At 74.6% G+C, this 24804-nt stretch carries 22 protein-coding genes; 8 read left to right on the top strand and 14 right to left on the bottom strand.

Annotated elements, in window-relative coordinates:
* Positions 1–2: 2 nt before the first annotated feature.
* From Athai_RS24305 to Athai_RS24290, 4 genes are all read right to left on the bottom strand, one after another.
* On the bottom strand, positions 3–779 hold the full coding sequence (locus Athai_RS24305; protein ID WP_203963643.1) for an alpha/beta fold hydrolase: 777 nt from the start codon (positions 777–779) through the stop codon (positions 3–5).
* Between the two features lie 52 nt (positions 780–831).
* A complete protein-coding gene (locus Athai_RS24300) occupies positions 832–1644 on the bottom strand; it encodes an ABC transporter permease (RefSeq protein WP_203963642.1) in 813 nt (270 codons plus the stop codon).
* Positions 1641–2618, bottom strand: coding sequence for an ABC transporter ATP-binding protein (locus tag Athai_RS24295; protein WP_239157136.1), 978 nt, complete (start codon positions 2616–2618; stop codon positions 1641–1643). Before Athai_RS24295 ends, Athai_RS24300 begins: the two co-directional genes overlap by 4 nt.
* Positions 2619–2847: 229 nt before the next feature.
* Complete coding sequence (locus Athai_RS24290) at positions 2848–3732, bottom strand: RDD family protein (protein WP_203963641.1); 885 nt, start codon at positions 3730–3732, stop codon at positions 2848–2850.
* A 99-nt stretch (positions 3733–3831) separates the two neighbouring features.
* Between Athai_RS24290 and Athai_RS24285 the strand changes: the two genes are divergently transcribed.
* The gene (locus Athai_RS24285; RefSeq protein ID WP_203963640.1) at positions 3832–4827 is read left to right on the top strand and encodes a stage II sporulation protein M; all 996 of its coding nucleotides are present in this window, start codon (positions 3832–3834) and stop codon (positions 4825–4827) included.
* 33 nt (positions 4828–4860) lie between these two features.
* Here the strand turns inward: Athai_RS24285 and Athai_RS24280 are convergent, their stop codons facing one another.
* Genes Athai_RS24280 through Athai_RS24270 form a run of 3 tightly spaced genes read right to left on the bottom strand, consistent with a single transcriptional unit; the run spans position 4861 to position 8004 of the window.
* On the bottom strand, positions 4861–5505 hold the full coding sequence (locus Athai_RS24280; protein WP_203963639.1) for a response regulator transcription factor: 645 nt from the start codon (positions 5503–5505) through the stop codon (positions 4861–4863).
* A complete protein-coding gene (locus tag Athai_RS24275) occupies positions 5496–6677 on the bottom strand; it encodes a sensor histidine kinase (RefSeq protein WP_203963638.1) in 1182 nt (393 codons plus the stop codon). Before Athai_RS24275 ends, Athai_RS24280 begins: the two co-directional genes overlap by 10 nt.
* A 58-nt stretch (positions 6678–6735) precedes the next feature.
* Complete coding sequence (locus Athai_RS24270; RefSeq protein ID WP_239157135.1) at positions 6736–8004, bottom strand: DedA family protein; 1269 nt, start codon at positions 8002–8004, stop codon at positions 6736–6738.
* Between the two features lie 284 nt (positions 8005–8288).
* On the opposite strand from Athai_RS24270, the gene Athai_RS24265 reads away from it, so the two are divergent.
* A complete protein-coding gene (locus tag Athai_RS24265; protein ID WP_203963637.1) occupies positions 8289–9038 on the top strand; it encodes a DUF2306 domain-containing protein in 750 nt (249 codons plus the stop codon).
* A 134-nt stretch (positions 9039–9172) separates the two neighbouring features.
* Here Athai_RS24265 and Athai_RS24260 read toward each other — a convergent pair whose 3' ends face one another.
* Positions 9173–9802 (bottom strand): VOC family protein, encoded by a 630-nt coding sequence (locus tag Athai_RS24260; RefSeq protein WP_203963636.1) that lies wholly within the window; start codon positions 9800–9802, stop codon positions 9173–9175.
* 147 nt (positions 9803–9949) lie between these two features.
* Between Athai_RS24260 and Athai_RS24255 the strand changes: the two genes are divergently transcribed.
* Entirely contained in the window at positions 9950–12730 is a 2781-nt protein-coding gene (locus Athai_RS24255; protein WP_239157134.1) for an ATP-binding protein, read from the top strand.
* A gap of 21 nt (positions 12731–12751) precedes the next feature.
* Here Athai_RS24255 and Athai_RS24250 read toward each other — a convergent pair whose 3' ends face one another.
* The 3 genes from Athai_RS24250 to Athai_RS24240 form a co-directional block, all read right to left on the bottom strand.
* Positions 12752–13231 (bottom strand): hypothetical protein, encoded by a 480-nt coding sequence (locus Athai_RS24250; RefSeq protein ID WP_203963634.1) that lies wholly within the window; start codon positions 13229–13231, stop codon positions 12752–12754.
* Positions 13232–13240: 9 nt separating this feature from the next.
* On the bottom strand, positions 13241–13726 hold the full coding sequence (locus Athai_RS24245) for a peroxiredoxin family protein (protein ID WP_203963633.1): 486 nt from the start codon (positions 13724–13726) through the stop codon (positions 13241–13243).
* Positions 13727–13803: 77 nt separating this feature from the next.
* The gene (locus tag Athai_RS24240; RefSeq protein WP_239157133.1) at positions 13804–14334 is read right to left on the bottom strand and encodes an RNA polymerase sigma factor; all 531 of its coding nucleotides are present in this window, start codon (positions 14332–14334) and stop codon (positions 13804–13806) included.
* A gap of 193 nt (positions 14335–14527) precedes the next feature.
* Between Athai_RS24240 and Athai_RS24235 the strand changes: the two genes are divergently transcribed.
* Positions 14528–15400 carry a sigma-70 family RNA polymerase sigma factor gene (locus Athai_RS24235; protein ID WP_203963631.1) on the top strand — a complete coding sequence of 291 codons (873 nt, stop codon included), beginning with the start codon at positions 14528–14530 and terminating at the stop codon, positions 15398–15400.
* A 114-nt stretch (positions 15401–15514) separates the two neighbouring features.
* Here Athai_RS24235 and Athai_RS24230 read toward each other — a convergent pair whose 3' ends face one another.
* Positions 15515–16531 carry a hypothetical protein gene (locus Athai_RS24230; RefSeq protein ID WP_203963630.1) on the bottom strand — a complete coding sequence of 339 codons (1017 nt, stop codon included), beginning with the start codon at positions 16529–16531 and terminating at the stop codon, positions 15515–15517.
* 219 nt (positions 16532–16750) lie between these two features.
* Here Athai_RS24230 and Athai_RS24225 point away from each other — a divergent pair, with 219 nt between their 5' ends.
* Positions 16751–17221, top strand: a complete 471-nt coding sequence (locus Athai_RS24225) for a carboxymuconolactone decarboxylase family protein (protein ID WP_203966109.1) — start codon at positions 16751–16753, stop codon at positions 17219–17221.
* A 141-nt stretch (positions 17222–17362) separates the two neighbouring features.
* Here Athai_RS24225 and Athai_RS24220 read toward each other — a convergent pair whose 3' ends face one another.
* Positions 17363–18733: an MFS transporter gene (locus Athai_RS24220; protein WP_203963629.1), complete on the bottom strand. Its 1371-nt coding sequence runs from the start codon at positions 18731–18733 to the stop codon at positions 17363–17365.
* A 135-nt stretch (positions 18734–18868) separates the two neighbouring features.
* Between Athai_RS24220 and Athai_RS24215 the strand changes: the two genes are divergently transcribed.
* The 3 genes from Athai_RS24215 (at position 18869) to Athai_RS24205 (ending at position 22332) form a co-directional block, all read left to right on the top strand.
* Positions 18869–19297: a VOC family protein gene (locus Athai_RS24215; protein WP_203963628.1), complete on the top strand. Its 429-nt coding sequence runs from the start codon at positions 18869–18871 to the stop codon at positions 19295–19297.
* A 71-nt stretch (positions 19298–19368) separates the two neighbouring features.
* The gene (locus Athai_RS24210; RefSeq protein ID WP_203963627.1) at positions 19369–20241 is read left to right on the top strand and encodes an alpha/beta fold hydrolase; all 873 of its coding nucleotides are present in this window, start codon (positions 19369–19371) and stop codon (positions 20239–20241) included.
* A 237-nt stretch (positions 20242–20478) separates the two neighbouring features.
* Positions 20479–22332, top strand: a complete 1854-nt coding sequence (locus Athai_RS24205; protein WP_203963626.1) for an Hsp70 family protein — start codon at positions 20479–20481, stop codon at positions 22330–22332.
* Between the two features lie 36 nt (positions 22333–22368).
* On the opposite strand, the gene Athai_RS24200 is transcribed toward Athai_RS24205, so the two are convergent.
* Positions 22369–24699, bottom strand: coding sequence for a HelD family protein (locus tag Athai_RS24200; RefSeq protein WP_203966107.1), 2331 nt, complete (start codon positions 24697–24699; stop codon positions 22369–22371).
* Between the last annotated feature and the right edge of the window lie 105 nt (positions 24700–24804).

The following is a 24804-nucleotide window of genomic DNA, read 5'->3' as shown; positions in this document are numbered from 1 at the left end:
CCTCAGTCCAGGAAGGCGCCGAGCACCGGGTCGAGGATCTCGACGCGATGGGTGGCGAGCATGTGGGTGGTACCCGGCAGGACCAGCAGTTGCGAGCCGGGCGTCTTCTGCACCATGAAACCAGCGTGCTCGATTGTGGTGAAGTCGTGGTCGCCGATGACGAACAGCACCGGCGCGGTGACCCCGGCGAGCTGCTCGTCGGTCCAGCCCCGAAGGTCCTCCTCCGACGCGGACAGGGTGCCAAGGAACTCGTCGAAGTGCTCCGGGTGCGGCGACAGCCGGGTGTACGCCTCGCGCATCGCCGCCATGTCCTCCGCGGTCGGCATCCGGGTCGAGGTCGCCATCGCCTCCGGATCGCCGAAGTCGGCGTGCATCCCCTCCGGGCGCACGGTGATGGAGATCGGCACCACCGACAGCACCCGGTCGGGGTGGCTGACCGCGAGCTCCATCGCGACCGCACCGCCCATCGAGTGCCCGAGCACGTGGGCGCGCGGGATACCGAGATGGTCGAGCAGCGCGACGACGTCGCTGGCGGAGTTGGCGGGGGAGATGACCCGGTCGATGTCGCCGGTGCGGCCGTGCCCCTGCTGCTCGACGGCGATCACGCGGTGCCGGGCGGCGAGGCGCGGGATCAGCTCGGCGAAGTTGAGGTCGATGGTCAGCATGCCGCCGTGCAGCAGGACCAGCGGGGTGCCGGCGCTGCCGTACTCCTCGTAGTAGAGGTGCAGGCCGTCGACGTCGGCGTAACCGGTGCGGATCGGGGTGCTCATCGTGGTCATGCCCGTATCGACGGCGCCGGCCGGCAGAACTCATCGCTGCCGGCCGGGGTGGTCAGGTGAGGCGGGTGGTGCGGCTGGCGATCGCGGCCGGTACGACCGTCCAGGCGACCAGTACGAGGTAGGGAACCGCGTCCGAGTCGCTGCCGCGGGCCAGCGTGTCGGTCAGCCCGCCGGCCAGCGCGCCGGAGGGCAGCAGGTCGACGACGTCGGCGAGGCCGACGGGCAGCGAGGACATCGGTACCGCGATGCCGCCGGCGAGCAGCAGGATGAACCAGACCGCGTTGGCCACCGCGAGCACCACCTCGGCCCGCAGCGAACCGCCGAGCAGCACGCCGAGCGCGCCGAACGACAGCGCGCCGAGAACCAGCAGGCCGATCGCCGGGCCGACGCCGACCAGCTGCGGCGACCAGCCGAGCAGCGCGGCCACCCCGCCGAGCACCACCAGCTGCACGACGATGACCAGCAGCCCGGACAGCACCCGGCCGGCGACCAGCAGCCAGCGCGGCAGTGCGGTGGCGGCGAGCCGTTTGAGCACCCCGTACCGCCGGTCGAAACCGAGCGAGATGGCCTGGCTGGTGAAGCCGGTGGACATGATCGCCAGCGCCAGCACGCGCGGGGTCACCCAGTCCACCCGCGGGTGGCCGACGTCGATGATCGGCAGCTCGGTGAGCCCGATCAGCAGCGCCAGCGGGATGATCAGGGTCAGCAGGACCTGTTCCCCGTTGCGCAGGGCCAGCTTGGTCTCGGTGGCGGTCTGCGCGGCGAGCATCCGGACCAGCCGCCCGCGGCCCGGTGCGGGGGTGAAGGTACCCGGGGTGAACCGGCTGTCGGCCCGCATCGCGGCTCCCGGATGGTCGGCACTCATCGCAGCTCCCGCCCGGTGAGGTCGAGGAACACGTCCTCCAGGCTGCGGTGCGCGACCCGCAGCTCCTGCGCCAGCACGTCGTGCTCGGCGCACCAGGCGGTCACCGTCGACACCTCGGTCGGGCCGATCGGGCCGACCAGCTCGTACCGGCCGGGGCTGGGTTCGGTGGCGGCGCAGCCGGCCGGCAGCCGCCGCTCCAGCTCGGCGATCGGCAGGCCGGCGGTGGCGCGGAAGTCGAGCCGTTGCCGGCCGCCGCTCTCGGCGGTCAGCTCGGCCGGCGTACCTGCGGCGACCGGGCTGCCATGGTCGATGATCACGACCCGGTCGGCCAGCGTCTCCGCCTCGTCCATCAGGTGCGTGGTCAGCAGGACGCCGACGCCGTCGGTGCGCAGCGCGTCGACCAGCTCCCAGACCAGCCGTCGGGCCTGCGGATCGAGGCCGGCGGTCGGCTCGTCCAGGAACACCAGCTCGGGGCGGCCGACCACGGCGCAGGCCAGCGACAGCCGCTGCTGCTGCCCGCCGGACAGCCGCTTGTACGGGGTGCGCAGCGCGTCCCGCAGGCCGAGCACGTCGAGCAGCCAGTCGGGGTCGAGCGGGTGTGCGGCGCAGGAGGCGACGAGCCGCAACATTTCGCCGGCACGTACCCCGGGGTAGGCGCCGCCGCCCTGCGGCATCACGCCGATCCGGGGGCGCAGCGCGGCGCCGTCGCGGGTCGGGTCGAGGCCGAGCACCCGGACCCGGCCGCCGTCCGGGCGCAGGAATCCCTCGCAGATCTCCACGGTGGTGGTCTTGCCGGCGCCGTTGGGGCCGAGCAGGGCCAGCACCGTACCGCCGGGCATGGTCAGGTCGAGCCGGTCCACCGCGGTGGTAGTACCGAACCGTTTGACCAGGTTCGACACGGCGAGGGCCGGGGTGCCGGTGGCATCCGGCCCGGCGTGGACAGTCGCGCCCTGCGGCGTCGCTTCCTCGCTCACGGTCGCAGGGTATGCCGGGGCGTGCCGGCGCCCCGCGCCGGGGAGTGCCGGCTGCCGGAACGGTCACGATCAGGTACGGCAATCCGCGCCGCCGGCCGCAACAAATGGTGGAAGATCAGCGAACCGGCTTGACACCATCATGATTCTCAGTAACGCTACGACTACAGAACGTGAATCGGTGGTTCGAGTGCGGCACGAACCACGGTGAAGGCGCGGGGCGGGCGAGGCTTCACGGTACGGGGGGCACTGTGAAGCCGCGACCGCCCCGCGCGCCATTCCCCGCCGGGGACAGCGCGGGCGCCGGATCCGGCGCCGGCTCGGCCAGGATCCGGGCGGCGATGCCGCGGCGCACCGCCTGCCGGTGCAGCGACCGGCGATGCCGCTCCGCCACCACCGCGGCAAGGTACGCCCAGCCCGGCGTGCCGGGCGGCGCCGGCGGCGTCGTCTGCGCCGCCACCTGGGAGGCCAGCGCCAACCCGAGCCGGGTACGCGCCGGCTCACCGATCCGCCGGTTGCGGGCCAGGTAGTGCCGCACCGTGTTGGCCAGCTGATCGTCCAACGCGGTCAGATCCAGCCGCTGCGCCCAACCGGCCAGCTCCACCGGCATCGCCGGCACCCACCCCCACGACTGCGGGCTGCGTTCGTGCACCACCAGGGTGCCGGCGGCAAGATCACCCAGCCGCCGGCCGGAGCGCTGGCCGACCATCACACCCAGGCACAGCAGCCAGCTCACCGGCGGTACCAGCAGGCCCGGCCACTCCACCGCGAGCCCGACCAGCGCCCGGGTCAGCGCGTGCCGGAAACCGATCGGCCCGCCGTCGACCCGGACCACCCGCAACCCGAGCGCGAGCTTGCCGACCGACCGGCCGCCGGTGAGCGTCTCCACCAGCACCGGCGCGGCGACGAAGACCAGAACGGTGGCCACGACCAGGACGCCGCGGCCGAACGCGGCGGACCGGGGCAGCGTCAGCGGCACCACCACCGTCGCCACCGCCAGCCCGAACGCCAGCTGCAACGACAGGTCGACGACGAAGCCGAGCATCCGGGACCCGAGCCGGGCCGGCCGCAACTCGACCGCCACCGCCTCGCCGTCCACCACCGTCCCGTCGGCCATCCGCACATCCTGCGGCATCCCGTCCAGCCGGGACAACCACGGTGCCGGCCCAGCTCTCGGCGCAGCGTCGCGCTGGCGCCGCGACCGTATGCTGCCGGGGTGGATCTCGACGCCTTCGTCACCGAGCACCGGGACGAGTGGCGCCGGCTCGCGGCGCTCGCCGGCCGGCACCGCCCGGACGCCGCGGAGGCGGACGAGCTGATCGCGCTCTACCAGCGCACCGCCACCCACCTGTCGATGGTGCGCAGCCAGGCACCCGACCCGGCGCTGGTGGCGCACCTGTCCCGGCTGGTGCTGCGGTCCCGGGCCACCATCACCGGCGGTCGCTCGGTGCACCCGCGCGACGCGCTGCGGTTCGGCACCGTCACCTTCCCCGCCGCGGTGTACCGCACCTGGCGCTGGTGGTGCGGCGTCGCGGCGGCGTTCCTGGCCGTGTCCGCCGCGCTGACCGGCTGGTTCGTCGCGCACCCGGAGGCGCTGCGGGCGCTGATCGGCGACGGTGGCGCGCGCGCCCTCGCCGACCACGACTTCGCCAACTACTACCGGTCCGCGCCGGGGCAGGACTTCGCGTTCGAGGTGTGGACCAACAACGCGCTGGTCGCCGGGCTCTGCCTGGCTGGCGGCATCCTGCTGGTACCGGTGCTGCTGGTGCTTGCACAGAACGCGCTGGTGGTGGCGGTCGACGGGGGCGCGATGCTGGGCGCGGGGCGGGCCGACGTGTTCTTCGGGCTGCTCGCCCCGCACGGGCTGCTGGAACTCACCGCCGTGTTCGTCGCCGCCGGTACCGGCCTGCGAATCGGCTGGTCGTGGGTGGCGCCGGGACCGTACCTGACCCGCACCCAGTCGCTCGCCGGCGCCGCCCGCTCCGGTGTGGTGGTGGCCCTCGGGCTGGTGGGGGTGCTCGCGGTCAGCGGCGCGATCGAGGCGTTCGTGACCCCGTCGCCGCTGCCGACCGCCATCCGGGTCGGCATCGGCGTCCTCGCGCTCGCCGCGTTCCTGAGCTACGTCGTGGTGTTCGGCCGCCGTGCCGCCGCCGTCGGCGAGACCGGTGACCTCGCCCCCGAGCTGCGCGAAGCCACCGCCCCCAGCCACTGACCCCCGCCGCGGCCCGGGGCTCCAGAACGCACCCTAGCTGCCCAGATAGCGGAGGACGGCGAGGATGCGGCGGCTGTGGGTGCCGCTTCCCGGCAGCTCCAGCTTCGCGAAGATCGAGTTGACGTGCTTCTCCACCGCGCTGCGGGAGACGAACAGCTGGCCGCCGATCGACGCGTTGGTGTGTCCCTGTGCCATCAGGTCCAGCACGGCGCGTTCTCGCTCGGTGAGCCGGGACAGCGGGTCGGCGTGCGTGGTGGCGGCCAGCAGCTGGCGCACCACCTCCGGGTCGAACGCGGTACCGCCGGAGCCGACCCGGACCAGCGCGTCGAGGAACTCGTCGACGTCCACCACCCGATCCTTGAGCAGGTACCCGACGCCGGCCGGGTCGCCGCTCAGCAGCTGCGTGGCGTACCGCTTCTCGACGTACTGGGAGAGCACCAGCACCGCCACCGCGGGCCACCGCTGCCGGATCGTCAACGCCGCCCGTAGTCCCTCGTCGGTGTGCGTCGGCGGCATCCGTACGTCGAGCACGGTGACCTGCGGCCGGTGCTCGGCGACCGCGGCGAGCACCGCGTCCGCGTCACCGACCGCGGCGACGACCTGGTGGCCCTCCTCGGTCAGCAGCCGGACCAGCCCCTCGCGCAGCAACGCGGAGTCCTCCGCCAGCGCTACCCGCACGACGGCCCCGCGGGCTCGGTCGGGATCTCGGCGGTGAGCACGGTGGGGCCGCCTGCGGGGCTGCACACCGCCAGCCGACCGTCGACCGCGGCGAGCCGGCGGGCCAGCCCGGACAGGCCGGGCCCGGCCGGGTCGGCGCCGCCGCACCCGTCGTCGTGCACCTCGATGCGGATCATGCCGGCCTCCTCGGTCAGCCGTACGGTCGCGGTCGCGGCGTCCGCGTGCTTGGCCGCGTTGGTGATCGCCTCGCACACCACGAAATAGCAGGCCGCCTCGACGCCGGCCGGTGGCCGCGCGAGCAGCCGGTGATCCAGCCGTACCGGCAGCCCGGCGCGTTCGGCGACCGATTCCAGCGCGGCGGGCAACCCGGCGGAGTCCAGCGCCGACGGGTACACCCGCCACGCCACCTCGCGCAGCTCCACCAGCGCCCGACGGGACTCCTCGTGCGCGGCACGCAGCAGCTGCCCGGACCGTTCCGGGTCGGTGGCGCGACGGGCCCGGCCCAGCAGCATGCCCAGCGCCACCAGCCGCTGCTGCACTCCGTCGTGCAGGTCGCGTTCGATCCGGCGGCGTTCGCCGTCGACGGCGGCGACCACCTCGGCCCGGCTGGCCGACAGCTGGTCGATGCGGTGTTCCAGCGCGGCCCGACCGGGCCGCCGGGTCCGGTTCGCCCACCGCTGGTCCAGGGCGGCGACGGCGATCATGCCTTGTACCGCGAGAAACGCGAGGACCAGCCCGCCCATCGTCAGGTAGCCGACGATCAGCCAGGACGGGGTGATGTCGTCCAGCGGGTCGCCGGTCAGCCAGCCGGTCAGCAGCCGTGCGCCGGTCACCAGCCCGGCGCCGAACAGCGCCAGGACGGCGCCGCCGAGCAGCCCGAGGCCGAGGCGCACCACCAGGTAGCCGACGCAGCGTGCGGGAGGTGGCGGTACCGGTCGGGTGGCCGGCCAGCGGGCCGCCCGGGACAGTTCGGCGGCGGCCAGCCGGCGCAGCGTGCCGGCGATGGCGCGACGCGGGGCCGGCCGGCCGAACGTGACCAGTACCGCGAGCCCGGCCACCACCAGCGCCAGCGCCTCCGGCGGCACGGCCAGCGCGCCGACCAGCAGCGCCGCGACGGCGCGGGCCGGCCGGGTCAGCTGCCGCGCGGCGGCACCGGCATGGCGGGCGCTCACGGCTGGCGCCCGGCGAGCGCGCCCGATGCCATCCGGCGGCGGACCGTGCGGGCAGGCGCTATGGCCGTCCACCCGGTTCGGTGGGCCGGGAGCCGTACACGGTGCCATGGAACCGCTTCACCAGCGTCGGCTCCGAATCCTCGGCACCGGTGCGGGGCGCGTCGCGGGCGTCGGTCACCGGCTGGCCGTGCCGGCCGCCGTCCGGCCCGGCCGCGGGCCGCCCGCCGGGCCGGAACGAGGTCGGCTCGTCGAGCCGCCTGTCGTCCCGTGGATCCGCGGCGTGCCCGCCGGGCCGGAACGAGGTCGACTCGTCGAGCCGCCTGCCGTCCCGTGGATCCGCGGCGTGCCCGCCGGGGTACGGGTCGGGGTCGGGCGCCGCGGCATGCCGGGGCCGGCCCGGTGGGTACGGAGCGCCGCCTCGGCCGGGGCCCGGTGCGCCACCAGGCCCGAAGGCCACGTCCGCGCCGCCAGCGACGTCGCCGGCGGCTCCCCGCGGGGCGCCGCGACCGGCGCCGTCGGGGTAGCTGGATCCGCCCGGATGGCCGGCGCCGCCGGCGAAGCCGGGCCCGGCGTCGGCACCGCGAGCGAAGTCGGCGAAGCCGGGGTGCTCGTCGGCCTCGCGATGCTCGCCCACCATGCCGAAGCCCGGGTGCTCGTCGGCTTCCCGCTGGGCGGCCTCGCGTCGGCGGCGCAGCAGCCGGGAGATCACGAAGTACGCGATGGCCAGCACGATCAGCACGATGATCGCCTTGGAGAAGTAGCTGCCGTACTTCTCGACCGTCGCCCAGTTGGCGCCGAGCGAGTAGCCGGCCAGGACGAACACCGTGTTCCAGATCGCCGAGCCGGCGGCGGACAGCAGGGTGAACTTGGCCAGCGGCATGCGTTCCAGCCCGGCCGGCAGCGAGATCAGGCTGCGGAACACCGGGATGAACCGGCCGAAGAACACCGCCTTGCTGCCGTGCCTGCGGAAGAACGCCTCGGTGCGCTCCACCTCGTGCACCTGGACCAGCGGGATCTTCGCGGCCCAGCGCAGCACCCGCTCCCGGCCGAACGCCGCGCCGATGTAGTACATCACGACCGAACCGACGATCGAGCCGATCGTGGTCCACACCAGCGCCGCGTACAGGTTGATGCTGCCGCGGCTCGCGGCGAACCCGGCCAGCGGCAGGATCACCTCGCTCGGCAGCACCGGGATGATGCTGTCCAGCGCGTTCGCCAGGCCGGCACCGGGGCTGCCGGCGACGTCCATGATCTTGGTCGCCCAGTCGGCGACCGTACCGGCGAGGCCACCGCCGGTGCTGGCGTCGGCCAGGAGGATCAGGCTCACGTACGCATCTCCTTCGTCGCGCCGTCGCCGGCGGCATCCGTCCTGTTGCCGACCAACGCTACGGGGCCGCACTGTGCTTCCGCCATGCGGACGCGTTCCGGGTCCCCCTGTGGACAACCGCAGTACCGGTTGCTCACCCGGCGCTTGCCTGGCGCTCACGCCAGGGGGCTGGCCGGAGTCACCGCCAGGGTGATGGCGCCAGGTCGAATCCGGGAGCTGACGCCAGGGTGCTGCGGCCCGAACCGGACGAAAGTGGTGACCAGCCCAGCGAGGAGGAGAGTCCGATGAGTCAGGCAGAGATCCGGCCCGCGTCGGCGCCAGGTCGGCGCCGGCAGCGGGTGTGGTGGCTGGTGCCGTTCGCGGCGGTGTGGCTGCTGATCCTGTCGTACATGCTGTCCGCCTACCTGCCGCCGGAGATGCGGACCAGCCGGATACCGGTGGCCGGCGACCCGGTGCACTACTGGCTGCTCGTCGCGCACATCGGTACCGCCACGATCGCTACCCTGACCGGGTTCGTCCAGTTCTGGCCGTGGTTGCGGCGCGCCCACCCGCGGGTGCACCGGTTCGTCGGCCGCGCGTACTTCTTCGCCGGGGTGTTCCCGTCGCTGGCGCTCGCGGTACCGGTGGCGCTGCTGAGCACGTTCGGGCTCGCCAACATGGCGGGGCTGCTCGCGCTGGACGCGGCGTGGGCGATCACCGCGATCGCCGGGCTGCGCGCCGCCGTGCGGGGCCGCTATCCCGACCACCGGCGGTGGATGATCCGCAACTTCGCGGTGACGCTCGCCTCGCTGGCGTCCCGGCCGTGGCAGCTGGTGATGTCGGTACTGGTGTTCGGCTTCGCCGACAGTCCGATCTACCACGGCAACACCCTGGCGATGATCCACGACGTGGCGAGCTCCAGCGTGTGGCTCGCGCTGGCCGGCAACCTCGTGGTGGTCGAGATCTACCTGGCCCGGCGGTACCCGCTCCGGACGGTGCGGGCCGTGCCGCGGGTGCGGTCCACGGCCCCGGTGCTGGAGTCGGCGCCGCGCTGAGGTGTTGCGCTCCCTGCGGAGGAAGTCCCGTTACGGCATCAACCGGGTCGATCGGACGGCATCGAGGGGTTGCCGTCCGATCGACCCGGTTCGGTCCACCGGCGCCGGGAGCGGGCGCCGGCCGGCGACGCGGTTCAGCGCTCCCGGGCCGGTGCGGCGGTCGTGGCCGCCGCCCAGCCGAAACCGTCCGGGTCGGCGAAGCCGCCGGCGTCGCCGCCGATGGTGAGGCGGTGCGCACCGCTACCGGCGGCGTCGACGCCGAGGTCCTTGGCCGCGGCCCGCCGGCTGTACATCGCCAGCTTGATCGGCGCGGTGCCGAACTCGACGTACTTGCGGCCGTAGCTCTTCGTCACCGGCAGGCCGCGCTCGACGTAGTACCGCTTGCTGGCGGCCACGTCGGTGACGCCGAGCAGCAGCACCACGTCGTCGACCTCGCGACTGGCCGGGCCGGTGTCCTTCTTGGCCGACGAGGCGATCTTCCAGATCGTGCCGTACGGGTCGCGCAGCACCGCGCCGTAGCCCCAGAAGCTCCTGGCGGCGGGTTTCAGCGCGGTGGCGCCGCCGTCCAGGGCGGTACCCGCCAGGCTGTCCACGGTGCTCGGCTGCGCCACCACCAGCGAGACCGCGAAGCCGCGGAACCCGGTCGTGGCCGGCTGCCCCTCCCGTACCCGGATCCGGTCGCCCAGGCCGAACGCGGCGGCGTAGAACGCGGCGGCGGCGTCGGGGTCTGCGACGTCGAGGGTCAGGCTGTGAATCGCGGTCATGACAGGCTCTTTCTGCTCGAAGCGATGCTCGGGGTCACGTCCCGCGCGGGTGATCGGTGACGTGCCCCCAGCCTCTCGTCGTTGCGGGCCACGCACATCCGTGCTGAGCACGGATCGGCCACGGAGCGGTACGGGACAATGGCCGGTGTGAGCGCGCCGGTGGAGGTCTCGGCCCGGGAAACCGAGGTGTTGCAGCTGATCGGGGAGCACCTGAGCAACGCCGAGATCGGGGCACGGCTGTTCATTTCGGTGCGTACCGTGGAAAGTCACGTCTCCTCGCTGTTGCGCAAGCTGGGCGCGCCGGACCGGCGGGCGCTGGCCCGGCGCGCGGCCGAATCGGCCCGGCGGGGCCCGGCGCTTCCGGCGCCGGCGACCTCGTTCGTCGGGCGGGCCGCCGAACGGGCCGAGCTGGCCGGGCTGATCGCGACGCACCGGCAGGTCACCGCGCTCGGTGCCGGCGGCGTCGGCAAGACCCGGCTGGCGCTCGCGGTCGCGGCCGATGTCGCCGGTTCGTACCGGGACGGCGTCTGGTTCGTCGACCTGGCGCCCACCGGCGACCCGCGGATGGTGGCCGCTGCGGTCGCCGCTGCGCTCGGGCTCGGCGAGCAGCCGGGTCGCGGCATGGCCGAGTCGGTGTTCGCGGCGTTGGCCGACCGGCAGGCGCTGCTGGTCCTGGACAACTGCGAGCAGGTACGCGACGGGGTGGCGGACTTCGCCGACCGGCTGCTCGCGGCGTGCCCGCAGGTCAGGGTGCTCGCCACCAGCCGGGCGCGGCTGCTGGTGCCGTTCGAGCACCCGTACCCGGTGCCGCCGCTGTCGCTGTCCGGCGCCGGTGAGTCGGAGGCGGTGGCACTGTTCCTCGACCGGGCGGCGGCGGCCGGCGCGCGGCCCGACCCGGCGGTACGGGACGCGATCGCCGCGATCTGCGGTCGGCTGGACGGGATGGCGCTGGCGATCGAGCTGGCCGCGGCGCGGTGGCCGGCGCTCGGGCCGGACGGGTTGACGGCCGCGCTGGCCGACCCGCTGCGGGCGCTGGCCGGCGGTTCCCGCGCGCACGACCGGCACCGTTCGGTGCGGGCCGCGCTGGACTGGAGCCACCAGCTGCTGGACCCGGACGGCCAGGCGTTGCTGCGCCGGGTGTCGGTGTTCGTGGCGCCGTTCACGGTGGCCGCAGCGGCCGACATCGCCGGCGTCGAGGTCGGTGCCGCGGCCGACGGGCTGGCCCGGCTCGCCGAGCAGAGCCTGCTGGTGGTGTCGGTCGCGCCGGCCGGCACCCGCTACCGGGCGCCGGAGACGATCCGGCAGTACGGCACCGAGCGGCTCGCGGCGGCCGGTGAGGACGCCGGCACCCGGACCCGGCAGCTGCGCTGGTGCCTGGCGGTCGCCGCGGAGCTGGCGACGGCCGGCGAGGACTGGCGTGCCCGGTTCGACGCGGCGGCCGACGAGCTGCGGGCCGGGCTCGGCTGGGCGGTCGGTCGGCCCGAGCTGCGGGCCGAGGCGTACCTGCTGGCCAGCCGGCTCGCGGAGCTGGCGTTCACCCGCACCCTGACGGGCGAGTCGCAGGACCGGTACGAGCAGGCGGCGGCGCTGGCCGGCGATCCCGCGCGGGCGGCGCCGATGCTGCGCCGGGCCGCGGCGGTGGCGGGCTGCCGCACCCGCGGCGACGACGAGTACCGGCTGCACCGGGCCGCCGCCGACGCCGCCCGGCGGGCCGGTGATCACGCGGCCGCGGCCAGGGACCTGGCGACCGCGGCGACCTGCGCGTACCGGTTCTCCACCAAGTTCGAGCGGCTGCCGCCGCAGCCGGAGGTACGGGAGCTGCTGGCCGAGGCGCGGCAGCTGGCCGGCGCCGATCCGGCGGCGCGGGCGGCGGTGGCGCTGGCCGAGGCGGGGGTGTTGGCGGACGCGTTCGGCGCTGCCCAGGGGCCGCCCGACAACGCGGTGACCGACACGATCGCCGCCGCCGAGCGGGCGGTGACGCTGGCCCGCCGTACCGGTGACCCGATCGCCGAGTCGGCCGCGCTGGACGCGCTGACCGGGGCGCAGAGCTGGGCCGGCGACACGTTCGGTACCGCGGCCACGGCGCGGCGGCGCTGCACGCTGCTGCGCGCGGTACCGGTGACGCCGGAGAGCGTGCGCGAGCTGGTCGACGCGCTGGGCATGGCGGTCGAGACCAGCCTGGGTGTCGGTGACCTGGCCGGCGCGCACCGCTGGGGCCGGCAGCTGGCCGAGCATCCGCTGCTGGCCGAGGTCGGCCACCGCGCGACCGGGTGGCTGCTGGTCGCCGACGCGTTGGCCGGCAACGTGCCCGAGGTGGGTACCGGCAGCGTCCGGTTCCGGGAGGCCTGGCGGCGCGCCGGCAGCCCGGCTGCCGCCGCGTACAGCCCGGCGGCGACCGCGGTGGCGACCATCCACGCGCTGCGCGGTGACGAGGCAAGCCGGCGCGAGTGGGAGGCGATCCGGGACCGGCTCGGTACGCCGCCGGAACACACCTACGGCTACGGCGCGGTCTTCGACGCGCTGCGGTTGCTGCACGAGGGCGACCCGGCCGGTGCGGCCGACCGCACCGCGCCGGAGCCGGCCGAGGTGTGGAAGTGGGTCACCTGGATCTGGCTGCACTGGTACGTGGCGCTGCGCGCCGAGGCGGCGGTGCTGGCCGGCGATCCCGCCGCGCCCGACCGGGTGGCTGCGGCCGCCGCGGTCGTGGCGGGCAACCCGGTGGCCGGTGCGCTGGTGGACCGGGCCGCGGCGCTGCTGGCCGGCGACCGGGACCGGCTGCTCGGCACGGCCGCCGCGTTCGAGGCCGCCGGCTGCCGCTACCAGGTGGCCCGCACCCTGGTGCTGGCCGGCGGGGAGGACGCGCGGCGGGGCGGGCGCCAGGTCGCCGATCTGGGCCTGGTACCGATGGCCCCGCCGTCGCGCCGCTGAACCGCTGCCGGTCGCCCGGCGTCAGTCCATCGTCTCGGTACGGGCGATCTCGGCCAGCGCGGCCCGCAGGTAGCTGCCGAGCGGGTGCGGCGCCCCGGTGGCCAGCTCCGCGATCAGCAGCGGACCGTGCCCGGCCACCTCGGCGGCGGCCAGCGGCAACGGTTCGCCGTCGGCCTCGTGCACGCCCAGCGCGCCGGCGATCAGCGTCATCGCCACGGTCGGGTCGAACTCCGGGTACCAGCCGGCCGCGGCGGCGCACCCGGTCAGCACGGCGCGCAGGTCGTCGCCGGTCAGCCCGTCCGGGTACCGCTCCTCCAGCAGCAGCCGCACCGTCTCACCGGCCACGATGCCGACCTGCTCGGCGTGCTGGCCGGCCAACCGCGCCGTCGCGAGCTGGTACGACTCGGCGTCGGTGTCGCCGGCCGCGGCCACCGCGGCGGTGGTCGCCTCGGCGATGCCGCGGGCCGGCTGGGGCAGGTCGGACCACTCGGAGCTGTGCACCCCGCCGTTCTAGCAGACCGCATTGCCCGGCGCCCCGGTGGTGTCGGTGCGCAGCGCGTCGACCGCGGCGAGGATGGCGGCCCGGTCGTACCCGCCGGTCGGTACGGTGGCGGCGCGCACGTGCCGAACCGCACCGGCCGCGTCCAGCAGTACCGTGCCGGACTGCTGGATGCTGCCGAAGACCCGGCGGCCCAGGCCGACCCGCTGGTGCGGGTGGTCGCCGCGGCCGACGAGCACCGGGAACCCGACGTCGCGGCGGGCCCGCCAGGCCGCGGCCGTGCTGCGGTCCTCGGGTACCACCAGCAGGATGCGGACGTCGGCCAGCCGCGCCGCGTTGGCGGCCAGGTCCCGGACGTGCCGGTTGCACACCGGGCAGGTACTGGACCGCAGGAAGTACAGCAGGACCGGGTGACCGCGATGGTCCGAGAGGCGGACGGGGCGGCCGGTGGTGTCCTGGAACTCCAGATCCGGGGCCGGCGATCCGATGGCGAGCATCGCGAGATTCCTTCCCTCGATGGGGGTCCGCCACCAGATGCGGGCGGCGGCCCTGGTACGACGACGGATCGGTACGGTCAGCCGCGCCCGGCGCCGATGCCGGTGTCGCGCAGCTCCCGGCGCACCGCCGTACGCGCCCGGTGCAGCTGGGACTTCATCGCCGCGGTACTCAGCCCGAGCGACTCGGCGACCGCGCGTCCCGGGTGGCCCAGCACGTCGCGCAGCACCAGTACCCGGCGCTGGGTCTCCGGCAGCGCCCGGATCGCCGCGGCGACCCGCGCGGCGTCGAGCCGGTCCAGCGCCTCCTCCTCGGCCGATCCGACCGGCGCGGGCCGGTCGGCGGCCTCGGCCGGGACCTCACGGCGCCACGACCGGGCGCGGCGCAGGCACTCGTTCCGGACGATCCGGAACATCCACGACGTGAGGGCCGCGGTGGTGCGCAGGGTGCCGATCTTGCGGTACAGCACGAGCAGCGCCTCCTGCGCCGCGTCCTCCGCGTCCTGGCTGGTGGCGCACAGGTGCTGGGCGAAGCGCCGGACGTGCGGGTGGGCGCCGTGCACCACGGCGGTGAGCGAGTCGAGGTCCCCGGCCTGCGCGGCCTCGATCACCTGCCTGCTTGCCCATCCCGGCCCGGCCAACGCCGCCTCCCGTGCACCGTGCGAGCCGCCCTCGACCCGCGTTCGATCCGTCCGGGACAAGAGCGCCCGGCGCCGGGAAAGGATTCGCCCCCGGCGACTTCGTTACCCTGGCGGGCCGGTACCCGTCATGGTCATGACGGAGCGTGTGCAGGAAGGTAGCACCATGGCAGCAACGGGGCCGGAGACGCTTGCGGCGGCATTCGAACAGCAGCGGGGACGGCTGGTGGCGGTCGCGTACCGGATGCTCGGGTCGCGCAGCGACGCCGAGGATGCCGTGCAGGAGGCGTGGCTGCGGCTCAACCGCCAGGACGCCGCCGCGATCGACAACCTGGCCGGCTGGCTGACCACCGTGGTCGGCCGGATCTGCATCGATCTGCTGCGCTCCCGCAGAACGCACCCCGAGGTGTCGTACGAGCACCAGCTGCCCGACTTCGTGGTGACCGAGGACGACGGCGCGCAGCCGGCGGACGAGGCGGTACTGGCCGAGTCCGTCGGGTTGGCGCTGCTGGTGGTGCTCGACACGCTCGGGCCGGCGGAACGGCTGGCGTTCGTGCTGCACGACATGTTCGCGGTGCCCTTCGACGAGGTCGGCCGGGTCCTCGACCGGTCCCCGGACGCGGCGAAGATGCTGGCCAGCCGGGCCCGCCGCAAGGTGCAGGGCACCGCCCGGCCGAGCGACGACCGGCAGCGGCAGCGGGAGGTCGTGGACGCGTTCCTGGCCGCCTCGCGGGCCGGCGACTTCGACGGGCTGCTGCGGGTACTCGATCCGGACGTGCGGTGGACGGCGCACACCGCCCGCGGGGTGCTGGTCCGGCGCGGCGCGGCCGAGGTCGCCGAGCGCGCCCAGCTCGGTGCCCGGGCCGCGGTGGACGCCCGCCGCGCGCTGGTCAACGGCGAGCCCGGCATCGTGGTACGCGGGCCGAGCGGCACGCTGATCGGCGTGATGGCCTGTACGGTCGCCGACGGCCGGCTGGTCGAGATCCTTTCCGTCAACGACCCCGCCCTGCTGGCCTCGATCGACGCCCCCGGCCGGTAGCACCGGCCGTCGCCCCGGCCGGTGGCACCGGGCGCCGGACCTGCCGGACCGCCCCGGTCGGGCCGGCCGGGCCGGCCGGGGGCGACGGCGGCTCGGGCCGGAGCCGGGGAACGATCAGGCGGTGTAGCCGTTGAAGTAGTGCACGCCGTCGTGCGCGGTGTCGCCGGCAGCTTTCCTGCGGTTGGTGCTGAACCAGAGGTGGCTGCCGGCGCCGATTCCGACGCTCTCGATCTCGAAGAGATCCGGATAGGCGCTGGAGGTGATCCGGAAGGACAGGTCGTCGGCCGACCGGATGGTGCCACTCGCACTGGAGATGTTGCGATAGACGAGCACGACGCTGACGTTCTCGTGGGTCATCGGAAAATAGACCGTGTTGCTGTGGTAGCCGAAGCCCTGGTTCGCGTACGAGGTGATGTCGGGGACGGTCTTGCCGTTCACCAGCGCGTCGGCGACGTCCAGGGTGAAGCCGGCGGTCAGGTTGATGGTGCCGCTGGTCGCGGTCAGACCCAGGGCGCCCCGGTAGAAGGTCCGGCCGCTCTTGAACAGGAAGTTGATGGTGCTCGCGGTCTTGCTGGTGATCTTCACCCCGGACATGGACTTGTTCACGCCGTTGTACTTGATCGTGTAGCTGCCCACCTTGTAGTAGGTGGTGCTCACGTACTTCAGCTTCACCACGCTGGTGCTGCCGGCCTTCATCGTCACGACGAACATGTAGTAGTTGCCGTCGTTGGAACTGAGCACGACGTCGTTCGCGTGACCGAGGTAGCTGGCGTAGCTCGTTCCGTTGTCGCCGTTCTTCATCAGCGTGGTGGTGCCGTCGCTCATCCTGGTGCGGTAGATGACCGCCTTGCTCTCGTCGCCGTTGATCTTCACCGCGTAGGTGTAGCTGGAGCCGACCGCGAACCCCTCGGCCGCGTAGCAACTGTTCGCGTTACCGAGCGTCGCGACGGTGGTGTAGGTGTTGAAGTAGCCGGTGCTGGCCGCGGGGCGGGCAACCGAGGCGCTTCGGGTGGCGCTCGTCGAGCCGAGGTCGCCGTTGGCGCTCTCGGCCGAGACCTGGCCGGCGCTGGCAACGGTGGCCACTGCCACGGCCGCGACGGTCGCGCCGATGACCATTCTGAGCCTTCTCATGCTTGGTCCTCCTGCCCGTCCCCGAGTGCCGGCATATTACCTTTTGCCGGGGATGGGAATCGACCCCGAGAGCGGAGGCGGCGCCTCCCGATCGCGCCGCCGCCGTCCTCGGCGTGGGCCGGTCGCGCGAACCGCCGGCCGTCACCGGCGGTTCGGTGTTACCTCTCGGGGCGCTGCGTCGTCGGGTAGGTGAAGCAGCACCGATACGAGGAGATCACCATGCAGGCTCGACTCGACGTCATGGCCACCGAACTCGGCCCGAAGCTCGTCAAGCACCTGGTCGCGTCGCACCGCGCCGTCACCGCATCGTCGGTACCGCAGGCGACGCTGAACCTGGTCGACATCCGGGCCAGCCAGATCAACGGCTGCGCACCCTGCCTCGACATGCACACCAAGGAGGCCATCGCGGCGGGGGAGACCTCGGTACGGCTGAACCTGGTCGCCTGCTGGCGGGAGGCGAGCGTGTTCACCGAGCCCGAGCGTGCCGCGCTGGAACTCGCCGAGCAGGGCACCCGGCTGGCCGACGGCGCCGGTGTCGACGAGGACGCCTGGCAGAACGCGGCCAAGCACTACGACGAGGAGCAGCTGGCGGCGCTGGTCGCGCAGATCGCGCTGATCAACACGTTCAACCGGCTCAACGTGATCACCCGCCAGGTCGGCGGCAGCTACCAGGCCGGCCAGCTCGGCTGACCGCAGCCGCGGGACGGCGATCCGCGCCGTCCCGCGGGCGCGTGCCCGGGGCCGGCTGGCGGTGCCGCCCGGCGTGGTCTGCTGCCAGCGCCGGGCCGCCGGCTCCGGTGCGCGGAACCGGTCGGTGGCGCCGGGTGTCCGTCACCGGCCGGAGCCGACCGGTGCCGGTACCGTCGCCGGGCGCGCCAGTATGGTCAGCAGCAGCGCGACCGCGGTGGCCGCCGCGCCGACGCTCACGCAGGTCACGAAGCCACCGGTGAGGTCGTGCCGGGAACCGAGCAGCGGGCCGAAGGTGGCGACCCCGAGCGCGGCGCCGAGCTGCCGGGACGTGTTGAAGGCCGCGGCTGCCGCACCGTGCAGGTCGGGCGGCACCGCGGCGATCGACTGCGCGGTCATGGTCGGTACCAGCATCCCGGCGAAGAAGCCGGCCGGCAGCAGGGCGGCCACCAGCGGCCAGAGTCCGGCTGCGGTGCTCGCCCAGGCGACCGCGAGCAGGGCGCCGGTCAGCCCCGCCTGACCGAGGTAGAGCACCCCGCGGCGGCCGAGTCGCTGGGCGAGCGGCGCCGCGCACAGGCTGCCGAGCGAGATGAGGCCGGTCAGCGGCAGGAAGAGCAGGCCGCTGCGCAGCGGGTCGAGCCCGCGCCCCTGCTGGAGCAGCAGGCTCATCGCGAACAGCAGGCCGTAGAAGGTGAAGTTGAACAGCGCGCCCTGGCCCGTGCTGGCCGTGAAGCGGCGATCGGTGTACACCCCGGGCGGCAGCAACGGGGTGCGGACTGTTCGCTCGGCCCGGACGAAGCCGGCCAGTCCGGCCAGCGCCAGGACCATCGCGGCCAGCACGGTGGGGCTGGACCAGCCCCGTGCCGGCGCCTCGATGCAGGCGAAGACCAGCCCACCGATCAGCGCGGTCGCGGCGATCATCCCGGCCGTGTCGAAGCGCCGGTCGCGGCGCGGTACGGCGGGCATCGAGCGCAGGCTCCAGGCCACGGCCGGGACGGCGATGACCACGTTGACCGCGAAGACCGCGCGCCAGCCGGCGGTGGCGACCAGCACGCCGCCGAGCAGCGGGCCGGCCGCCATGCCGACGCCGCCGGCGGCGGTCCAGGCGCCGATGAGCCGGTGCCGGGCTCGTTCGTCCGGTGCGGACGCGGTCGCCAGCACCAGCGCGCTGGGCAGCAGCAGTGCCGCGCCGGCACCCTGGGCCAGCCGGGCGAGGTCCAGCGCGACCATCGATCCGGCGGCGGTGCAGATCGCGGAGGACGTACCGAAGACCAGCAGGCCGGCGACGAAGGTGCGCTTGGCGCCGAGCACGTCGGTGACGGCCCCGGCGGCGAGCATCGTCGCGGCGAACGACAGCGTGTACGCGTTGACCGACCATTCCAGTTCGCGGCGGGAGGCATCGAGCTGGGTGGCGAGCTCGGGGAGGGCGATGGTGACGATCGTCCCGTCGACGAAGACCATGAACGCCGCGATCAGCGCGAGCAGCACCACACTGCGGCGATGTTCGAGAATCATGGAACTAAACATAGAGCAATGTTCGATGTTCTTCGAACATGGGGTCCGGTACTGGTCGGGAACGCCGCGGTGACTTCCCGACGCGGGTACGCCGTCCGGTACTGCCGGGCGCCCACCGGCTGCGATGATCTGGTCATGCCCGCATCGCACCGCCCCGGTTTCCACCTCGCCATCCCGGTCGACGACCTGGCCGCCGCCCGCCGCTTCTACGGCGAGGTGCTCGGCCTGCCGCAGGGTCGCGACAGCGACCACTGGATCGACTGGGACCTGTACGGCCACCAGTTGGTCACCCACCTGGTACCCGATGCCACCGGCCCGGCCGGCCGCAGCGAGGTGGACGAGCACCGGGTACCGGTGCCGCACTTCGGGCTGATCCTGCCCGCGGACGAGTTCCACCAGTTGGCGGAGCGGCTGCGCGCGGCCGGCGTCGAGTTCGTCATCGAGCCGTACCTGCGGTTCCCGGGCCGCCCCGGCGAGCAGTGGACGATGTTCCTGCACGACCCGGCCGGCAACGCGCTGGAGTTCAAGTCGTTCACCGACGAGTCGCAGATCTTCGCCCGCTGACGCCCGACCCGGGTCCCGGTTCGTGACCCGACAGACACCCCCGCGGGTCCGGCGGCTGCGAGAATCGCCGGATGACCGAACCCTGGCGACTGCCCGACGGCCGAACCCTCGATGTCGACGTCACCGGCCCGGCCGACGGCGTTCCGCTCGTCTTCCATCACGGCACCCCCGGTTCGGCGGTCCCGGTACGGGCGTTCGCCCGCGCGGTGCACGACCGGGGGCTGCGGCTCGTCACGTACTCCCGGGCCGGGTACGGCGGATCGACCCGGCGCGCCGGCCGCAACGTGGCGGACATCGCGGGTGACGTCGCGGCGATCCTGGACCGGCTCGGCGCGGAGCGGTGCGTGACGGCGGGCTGGTCCGGCGGCGGCCCGCACGCGCTGGCCACCGGCGCGCTGCTGGCCGATCGCGTCGCCGGGGTGCTGAGCATCGCCTCGGTCGCCCCGTACGACGCGGAGGGGCTGGACTTCGACGCCGGTGCCGGCGAGCAGAACGTCGAGGAGAACGACGCCGCGCTGCGGGGCGAGTCGGCGCTACGGCCCTACCTGGAAGCCGAGGCCGCCGACCTGGCCGACGCCGACGCCGACGGGCTGATCGCCGGGATGTCGACGCTGCTGCCGCCGGTCGACCGGGCGGTGCTCACCGACGAGTACGGCGAGGACCTGGCGGCCGGGTTCCGCGAGGGGATGCGGTCCGGCGTCGACGGTTGGGTCGACGACGACCTCGCGTTCGTCACGCCGTGGGGCTTCGCGCTGGAGTCGATCACGGTGCCGGTGTCGGTGTGGCAGGGCAGCGAGGACCTGATGGTGCCCTTCGCGCACGGGGAGTGGCTCGCGGCGCACGTTCCGGGTGCCCGCGCGCACCTGCTGTCCGGCGAGGGCCACCTGTCGATCGGCCTGGGTTTCACCGCGGCGATGCTCGACGAGCTGACCGCCACCCTCTGACCCGGCTCGGCGCGCCGGCCGCCGTGCGGTGGCTCGGCGATCGTCGCCGTGCGGTGACCCGGCCGCGACACCTGGTTCCCACTGTGTCCACTGTGGATGGTGCTGGTTCGGTTGCCGGGGAACGACAGCAGCCGGTCGTGTCGCTGTCTACGGGGCCGTCGAGCGACCGTTGCGGGCGGATCGGTGGCCGGCGGTCGCGGCGCCGAGCCTTCGCCACGACCCGATAGGCTGCGCGCCATGGCAGGTCGCGTTCTCTCGGTGGATTACGGGTCGTCCAGCACGGTCGCCGCGATGCGGGAGCCCGACGGGCGCGACCGCCTGCTGCTGTTCGACTCCTCGCCGCTGCTGCCGTCCGCGGTCTGCGCCGACGCGGACGGGGCGCTGGTCGGCGGGCAGGAGGCGCAACACCTGGCCCGGGTGCATCCGGAGCGTTACGAGCCGACACCGAAACGTCGCATCGGCCAGATCGAGATGCTGCTCGGCGACCGGGCGTACCCGGTCGTCGATGCGGTGGCCGTCACGCTGCGGCTGGTCACCGACGCCGCGACCGAAGCGACCGGGGCGGCACCCGACACGGTCACCGTCACGCATCCGGCCGGCTGGCCGGCGACCCGCCGCGGCGTCCTGGTCGAGGCGGCACGCCGGGCCGGGCTGCCGGAACCCATCCTGGTGCCCGAGCCGGTCGCGGCTGCCCGCTACTTTCGCAACCTGTCCGACTGCCCGGCCGGCCCGCTCGTCGTGTACGACCTCGGCGCCGGCACCTGCGACGTGTCGGTCATCGCCGACGACGGCACGGTCCTGGCCGTCGACGGCATCGACGACCTGGGCGGCGCCGACCTGGACGAGATCGTCGTGACGATGGTGGCCGAGGCGGTGCCGGCGGCCCAGCTCGACCGCTGGCGGGCGATGACCGCACCGACGAGCGGGCCGGACCGTCGGTACTTCCGCCTGTTGTGGGACGACGCCCGCGCGGCGCGGGAACTGCTGTCCCGGCGGGCCGGCACGCAGCTGCACCTGCCGGCGCTGGGGATCGACGCGCCCGTGGGGCGGGAGCGGTTCGAGCGGGCCGCCGGACCGGTGTTGGTGCGCAGCGCGGGGCTGGCCGCCGGGCTCATCGGCCGGGCCGGCACCACCCCGACCGAGCTTGCCGGCATCGTCCTGGTCGGCGGCGCGTCCCGGACGCCGCTGGTCGCGACGCTGCTGCACCAGACCATCGGGGTCGCCCCCACGATGCTCGACCAACCCGAGCTGGTCGTCGCCGAGGGCGGTCTGCTCGCCGCCGCGGCGCCCGCCGCCAGCCCGACCGGCGTGGCTCCGGGCGCCGAGCTGGCCGGCACCGCGGTGCCCGGCGGCGGGCGCGGCACGTCGATCCCGGTCGCGGCGCCGGCGGGGCCGGCCGCGGTACCGATCGGATCGTTGCCGGCGGCCCCCGTTCGGGCGGCGGGCGGCTCGGCCCCCGGCGCCGGGGTGGTGGGAGGCGCCGGGCGGGCGGTGCCGGAGCACGCCGCGCCGGTCGGTACGGCCCGGTGGCCGTGGTGGCCGCCGGTGATCCTGCTGCTGCTCGGTCTGACCGTCTGCGCCAGGGTCGACAGCGTCCTCGGTCAGGACGGGCGGCTGCCGATACCGGTCGCGGTCGCCGCACTGGTCATCGGGGGGTACGCGGTCTTCGACACCGCGCGGCGGGCTCAGCCGGGAGCGACGCCGACCCGGTTGGGTGTCGCCGGCGGCGTGCTGCTCGCTGCCGCGGCGGCCTGCGACCCCCTCGCGTACCTGGTGTACGGCGACGACGACCTCGCCGGCGGAGGCGCCCTACCGGTGCCGTTCCTGCTGGTGTGCGGCACGGTCGCGGGCCTGACGGCGTGGCGTGGCAGCCGCGGTGGGCGTGCCGGGCCGCCGGTCGCCGTCCTCGGCACCGCGCTGCTGTACGGCGCCAGCTCCGCGGCGGTGTTCGCGGTGGTCGCCGTGGAGAACCCGGAAGATCCCAGCCTGGCCGTGCCGGCGGATCACATCATGGTCGCCGGCCTGGTCGCGGCGCTGCTGGCGACCGCCGGGTTGCTGGCCGCCGGCCGGTCCGCGCGATCGCGCCGCTGAGCCGGCGGCGCCGGGGCCGGCCCGCGGCGCCACCGGTCAGGCCGCCAGGCCCGGCGGCAACTGTCCACTGTGGATAACGCCGAGCCGGTTGGTGGTCCGGGTCAGCGCCACGTACAGATCGGAGTAGCCGCGCCGCGACTCGGTGACGATCTCGTCCGGTGCCACCACCAGTACGGTGTCGAACTCCAGCCCCTTGGCCTGCCGTGCGGTCAGCACCGCGACGCCGCGCTCCAGGTCGGCGTCGTCGCCGCTCGCCGCGTCCGGCGCGACCGCGCGCACCGCCGCCGCGACCGCGTCGGCCCGCCCGGCCGGTACGATCACGCCGACCCGCCCGTCGCCCACGGCGGCGGCCTCGACGCGCACCGTGTCCGCGACCTCGGTGGCGATCAGATCGCCGGGTACGCAACGGAACCACGGCTCGTCACCGGTGTCGCGGACCGCGCGTGGCGGGGTCAGCGTCGGGTCGATGTGGGCGAGCAGCCGGGCCGCCACCGTGAGGATCTCCGCCGGGGTGCGGTAGCTGGTGGCCAGCTCCGCGGTGCGCAGCCGACCGTCCACATAGGGCGCGAACGTGTCGGCCCAGGTGCGGGTGCCGGACTCGTCGGCGGTCTGCGCCACGTCACCGACGACGGTCAACGACCGGGTCGGGCAGCGGCGCATCAGCGCCCGCCACGCCATCGGCGACAGTTCCTGCGCCTCGTCCACGATCACGTGCCCGAACGTCCACTGCCGGTCGACCGCCGCCCGCTCGGCCGCGGTACGCCGGTCGGCCTCCACCTGCCGCTCGGCGAGCTGCTCGGCGGTCAGCGCGTCGGTGACCTCCAGGACCTCGGTCTCCTCGTCCTCGAACTCCTGCGACATGGAGCCCGCGGCGACCTCCAGCACGCCCTCCGCGTACTCGATCCGGCGGCGGCGGGCGCGTTCCTCGCGTGCCCGACGGGCCCGGTCGTCGGCGCCGAGCAGCTCGGCCGCCTCGTCCAGCAGCGGTACGTCGGAGACGGTCCACGCCGCCCCGGGCTCGCGGCGCAGCAGCGCGCGCTGCTGCTCGGGCAGGTCGGGCGCGGCAGCGGCGAGCCGGTCGTCGGACGCGTACAGGTCGGTGAGCAGCTGCTGCGGGGTGAGCGTCGGCCACAGCTCGTCCAGTGCGGCGGCGAGCTGAACGTCGGTGGCGAGTTCCCGACGGATCTCGGCCACGTCGCCCTCGTTGAGCAGCAACGCGCCCTCGCCGGGCGCGTCGTTGCCGCCGAGCGCGAGATCCGCGTACGGGTCGTCGCCGAGGCGCTGCGCGACCTGCCAGCCGAGCGCGTCGACGACCTCGGCGACGAACACCTCGCGGGCCAGGTTGTGCGGCCGGGTGGTGCGGCGGGCGCGGTCCCGGGCCGCCGCGATGGTCTCCGGCTCCAGCACCACGGTGTCGTGCTGGAAGCCGAACCCCTGGTGGCTGTCGTCGATGCGCACCTCCACCGGCTCGTCCGGTACCCGCTGCCGGTCGGCGACGGCGGCGCGCAGCACGTCGACCATCGACGTCGCGCCCTTGACCAGGCCGGCCTCGGCGGTCTCCTCGGCGGTGGCGCGCACCCCGGGGAACAGCTCCCCGACGGTGCGGGCCAGCACGCCGGTCTCGGCCAGCGCCGGCAGCACGTGCTCGATGTAGCGCAGGAACGTCCGATGTGGACCGACCAGCAGCACGCCCTGCCGGGTCAGCTGTTCCCGGTAGGTGTAGAGCAGGTACGCGGCGCGGTGCAACGCCACCGCGGTCTTGCCGGTACCGGGGCCGCCCTGGACGACCAGCATGCCGGCCAGCGGCGCCCGGATCACCGCGTCCTGCTCGGCCTGGATGGTGTCGACGATGTCGCGCATCCGCCCGGTGCGGCTGCGGGACAGCGCGGCGAGCAGCGTCGCCTCGCCGGTCAGCCCCTCGTGCCCGGCGTGAGCGGCGTCGTCGAGGTCGAGCACCTCGTCGGTGACCTCGACGACCCGGCGACCGCGGGTGTCCAGGTGCCGGCGGCGGCGGACGCCCTCCGGGGCGGCGGCGGTGGCCAGGTAGAACGGCCGGGCGGCCGGTGCGCGCCAGTCGACCAGCAGCGGCTCGTACCCGTTGGCCTCGTCGAACATCCCGATCCGGCCGACGTAGCGGGGCGGCTCGTCGGCCTCGAAGTCGAGCCGGCCGAAACACAGCCCCTGCTCGACCGCGCCGAGCATGGCGACCTGGTCGTTCGCGTCCCGGACCATGCTCTCTCGCTCGGCCCGCTCGGACGGGGTGCTCCCGGTCTGCCGCAGCGCCCCGGACAGCCGCCCCTGCGCGTCACCGCGCAGTTCGTCGAGCCGCCGGTACAGCCGGTCGAGGTGGCGCTGCTCGACCGCCAGGGCCGCCGCACCGGTGTCGGCGCCCGCAGCGGGGCCGGACGCGGCCCCGCCGGTACCGCCGTCCGCGTCCCGGACGGCGTCGGGTGCCGGTTGCTCTGCCACCGT

It is taken from the genome of Actinocatenispora thailandica (assembly GCF_016865425.1).
Taxonomy (GTDB): domain Bacteria; phylum Actinomycetota; class Actinomycetes; order Mycobacteriales; family Micromonosporaceae; genus Actinocatenispora; species Actinocatenispora thailandica.
The sequence above is the reverse complement of the archived record's forward strand: the minus strand, read 5'-3'. Positions and strand labels throughout refer to the sequence as shown.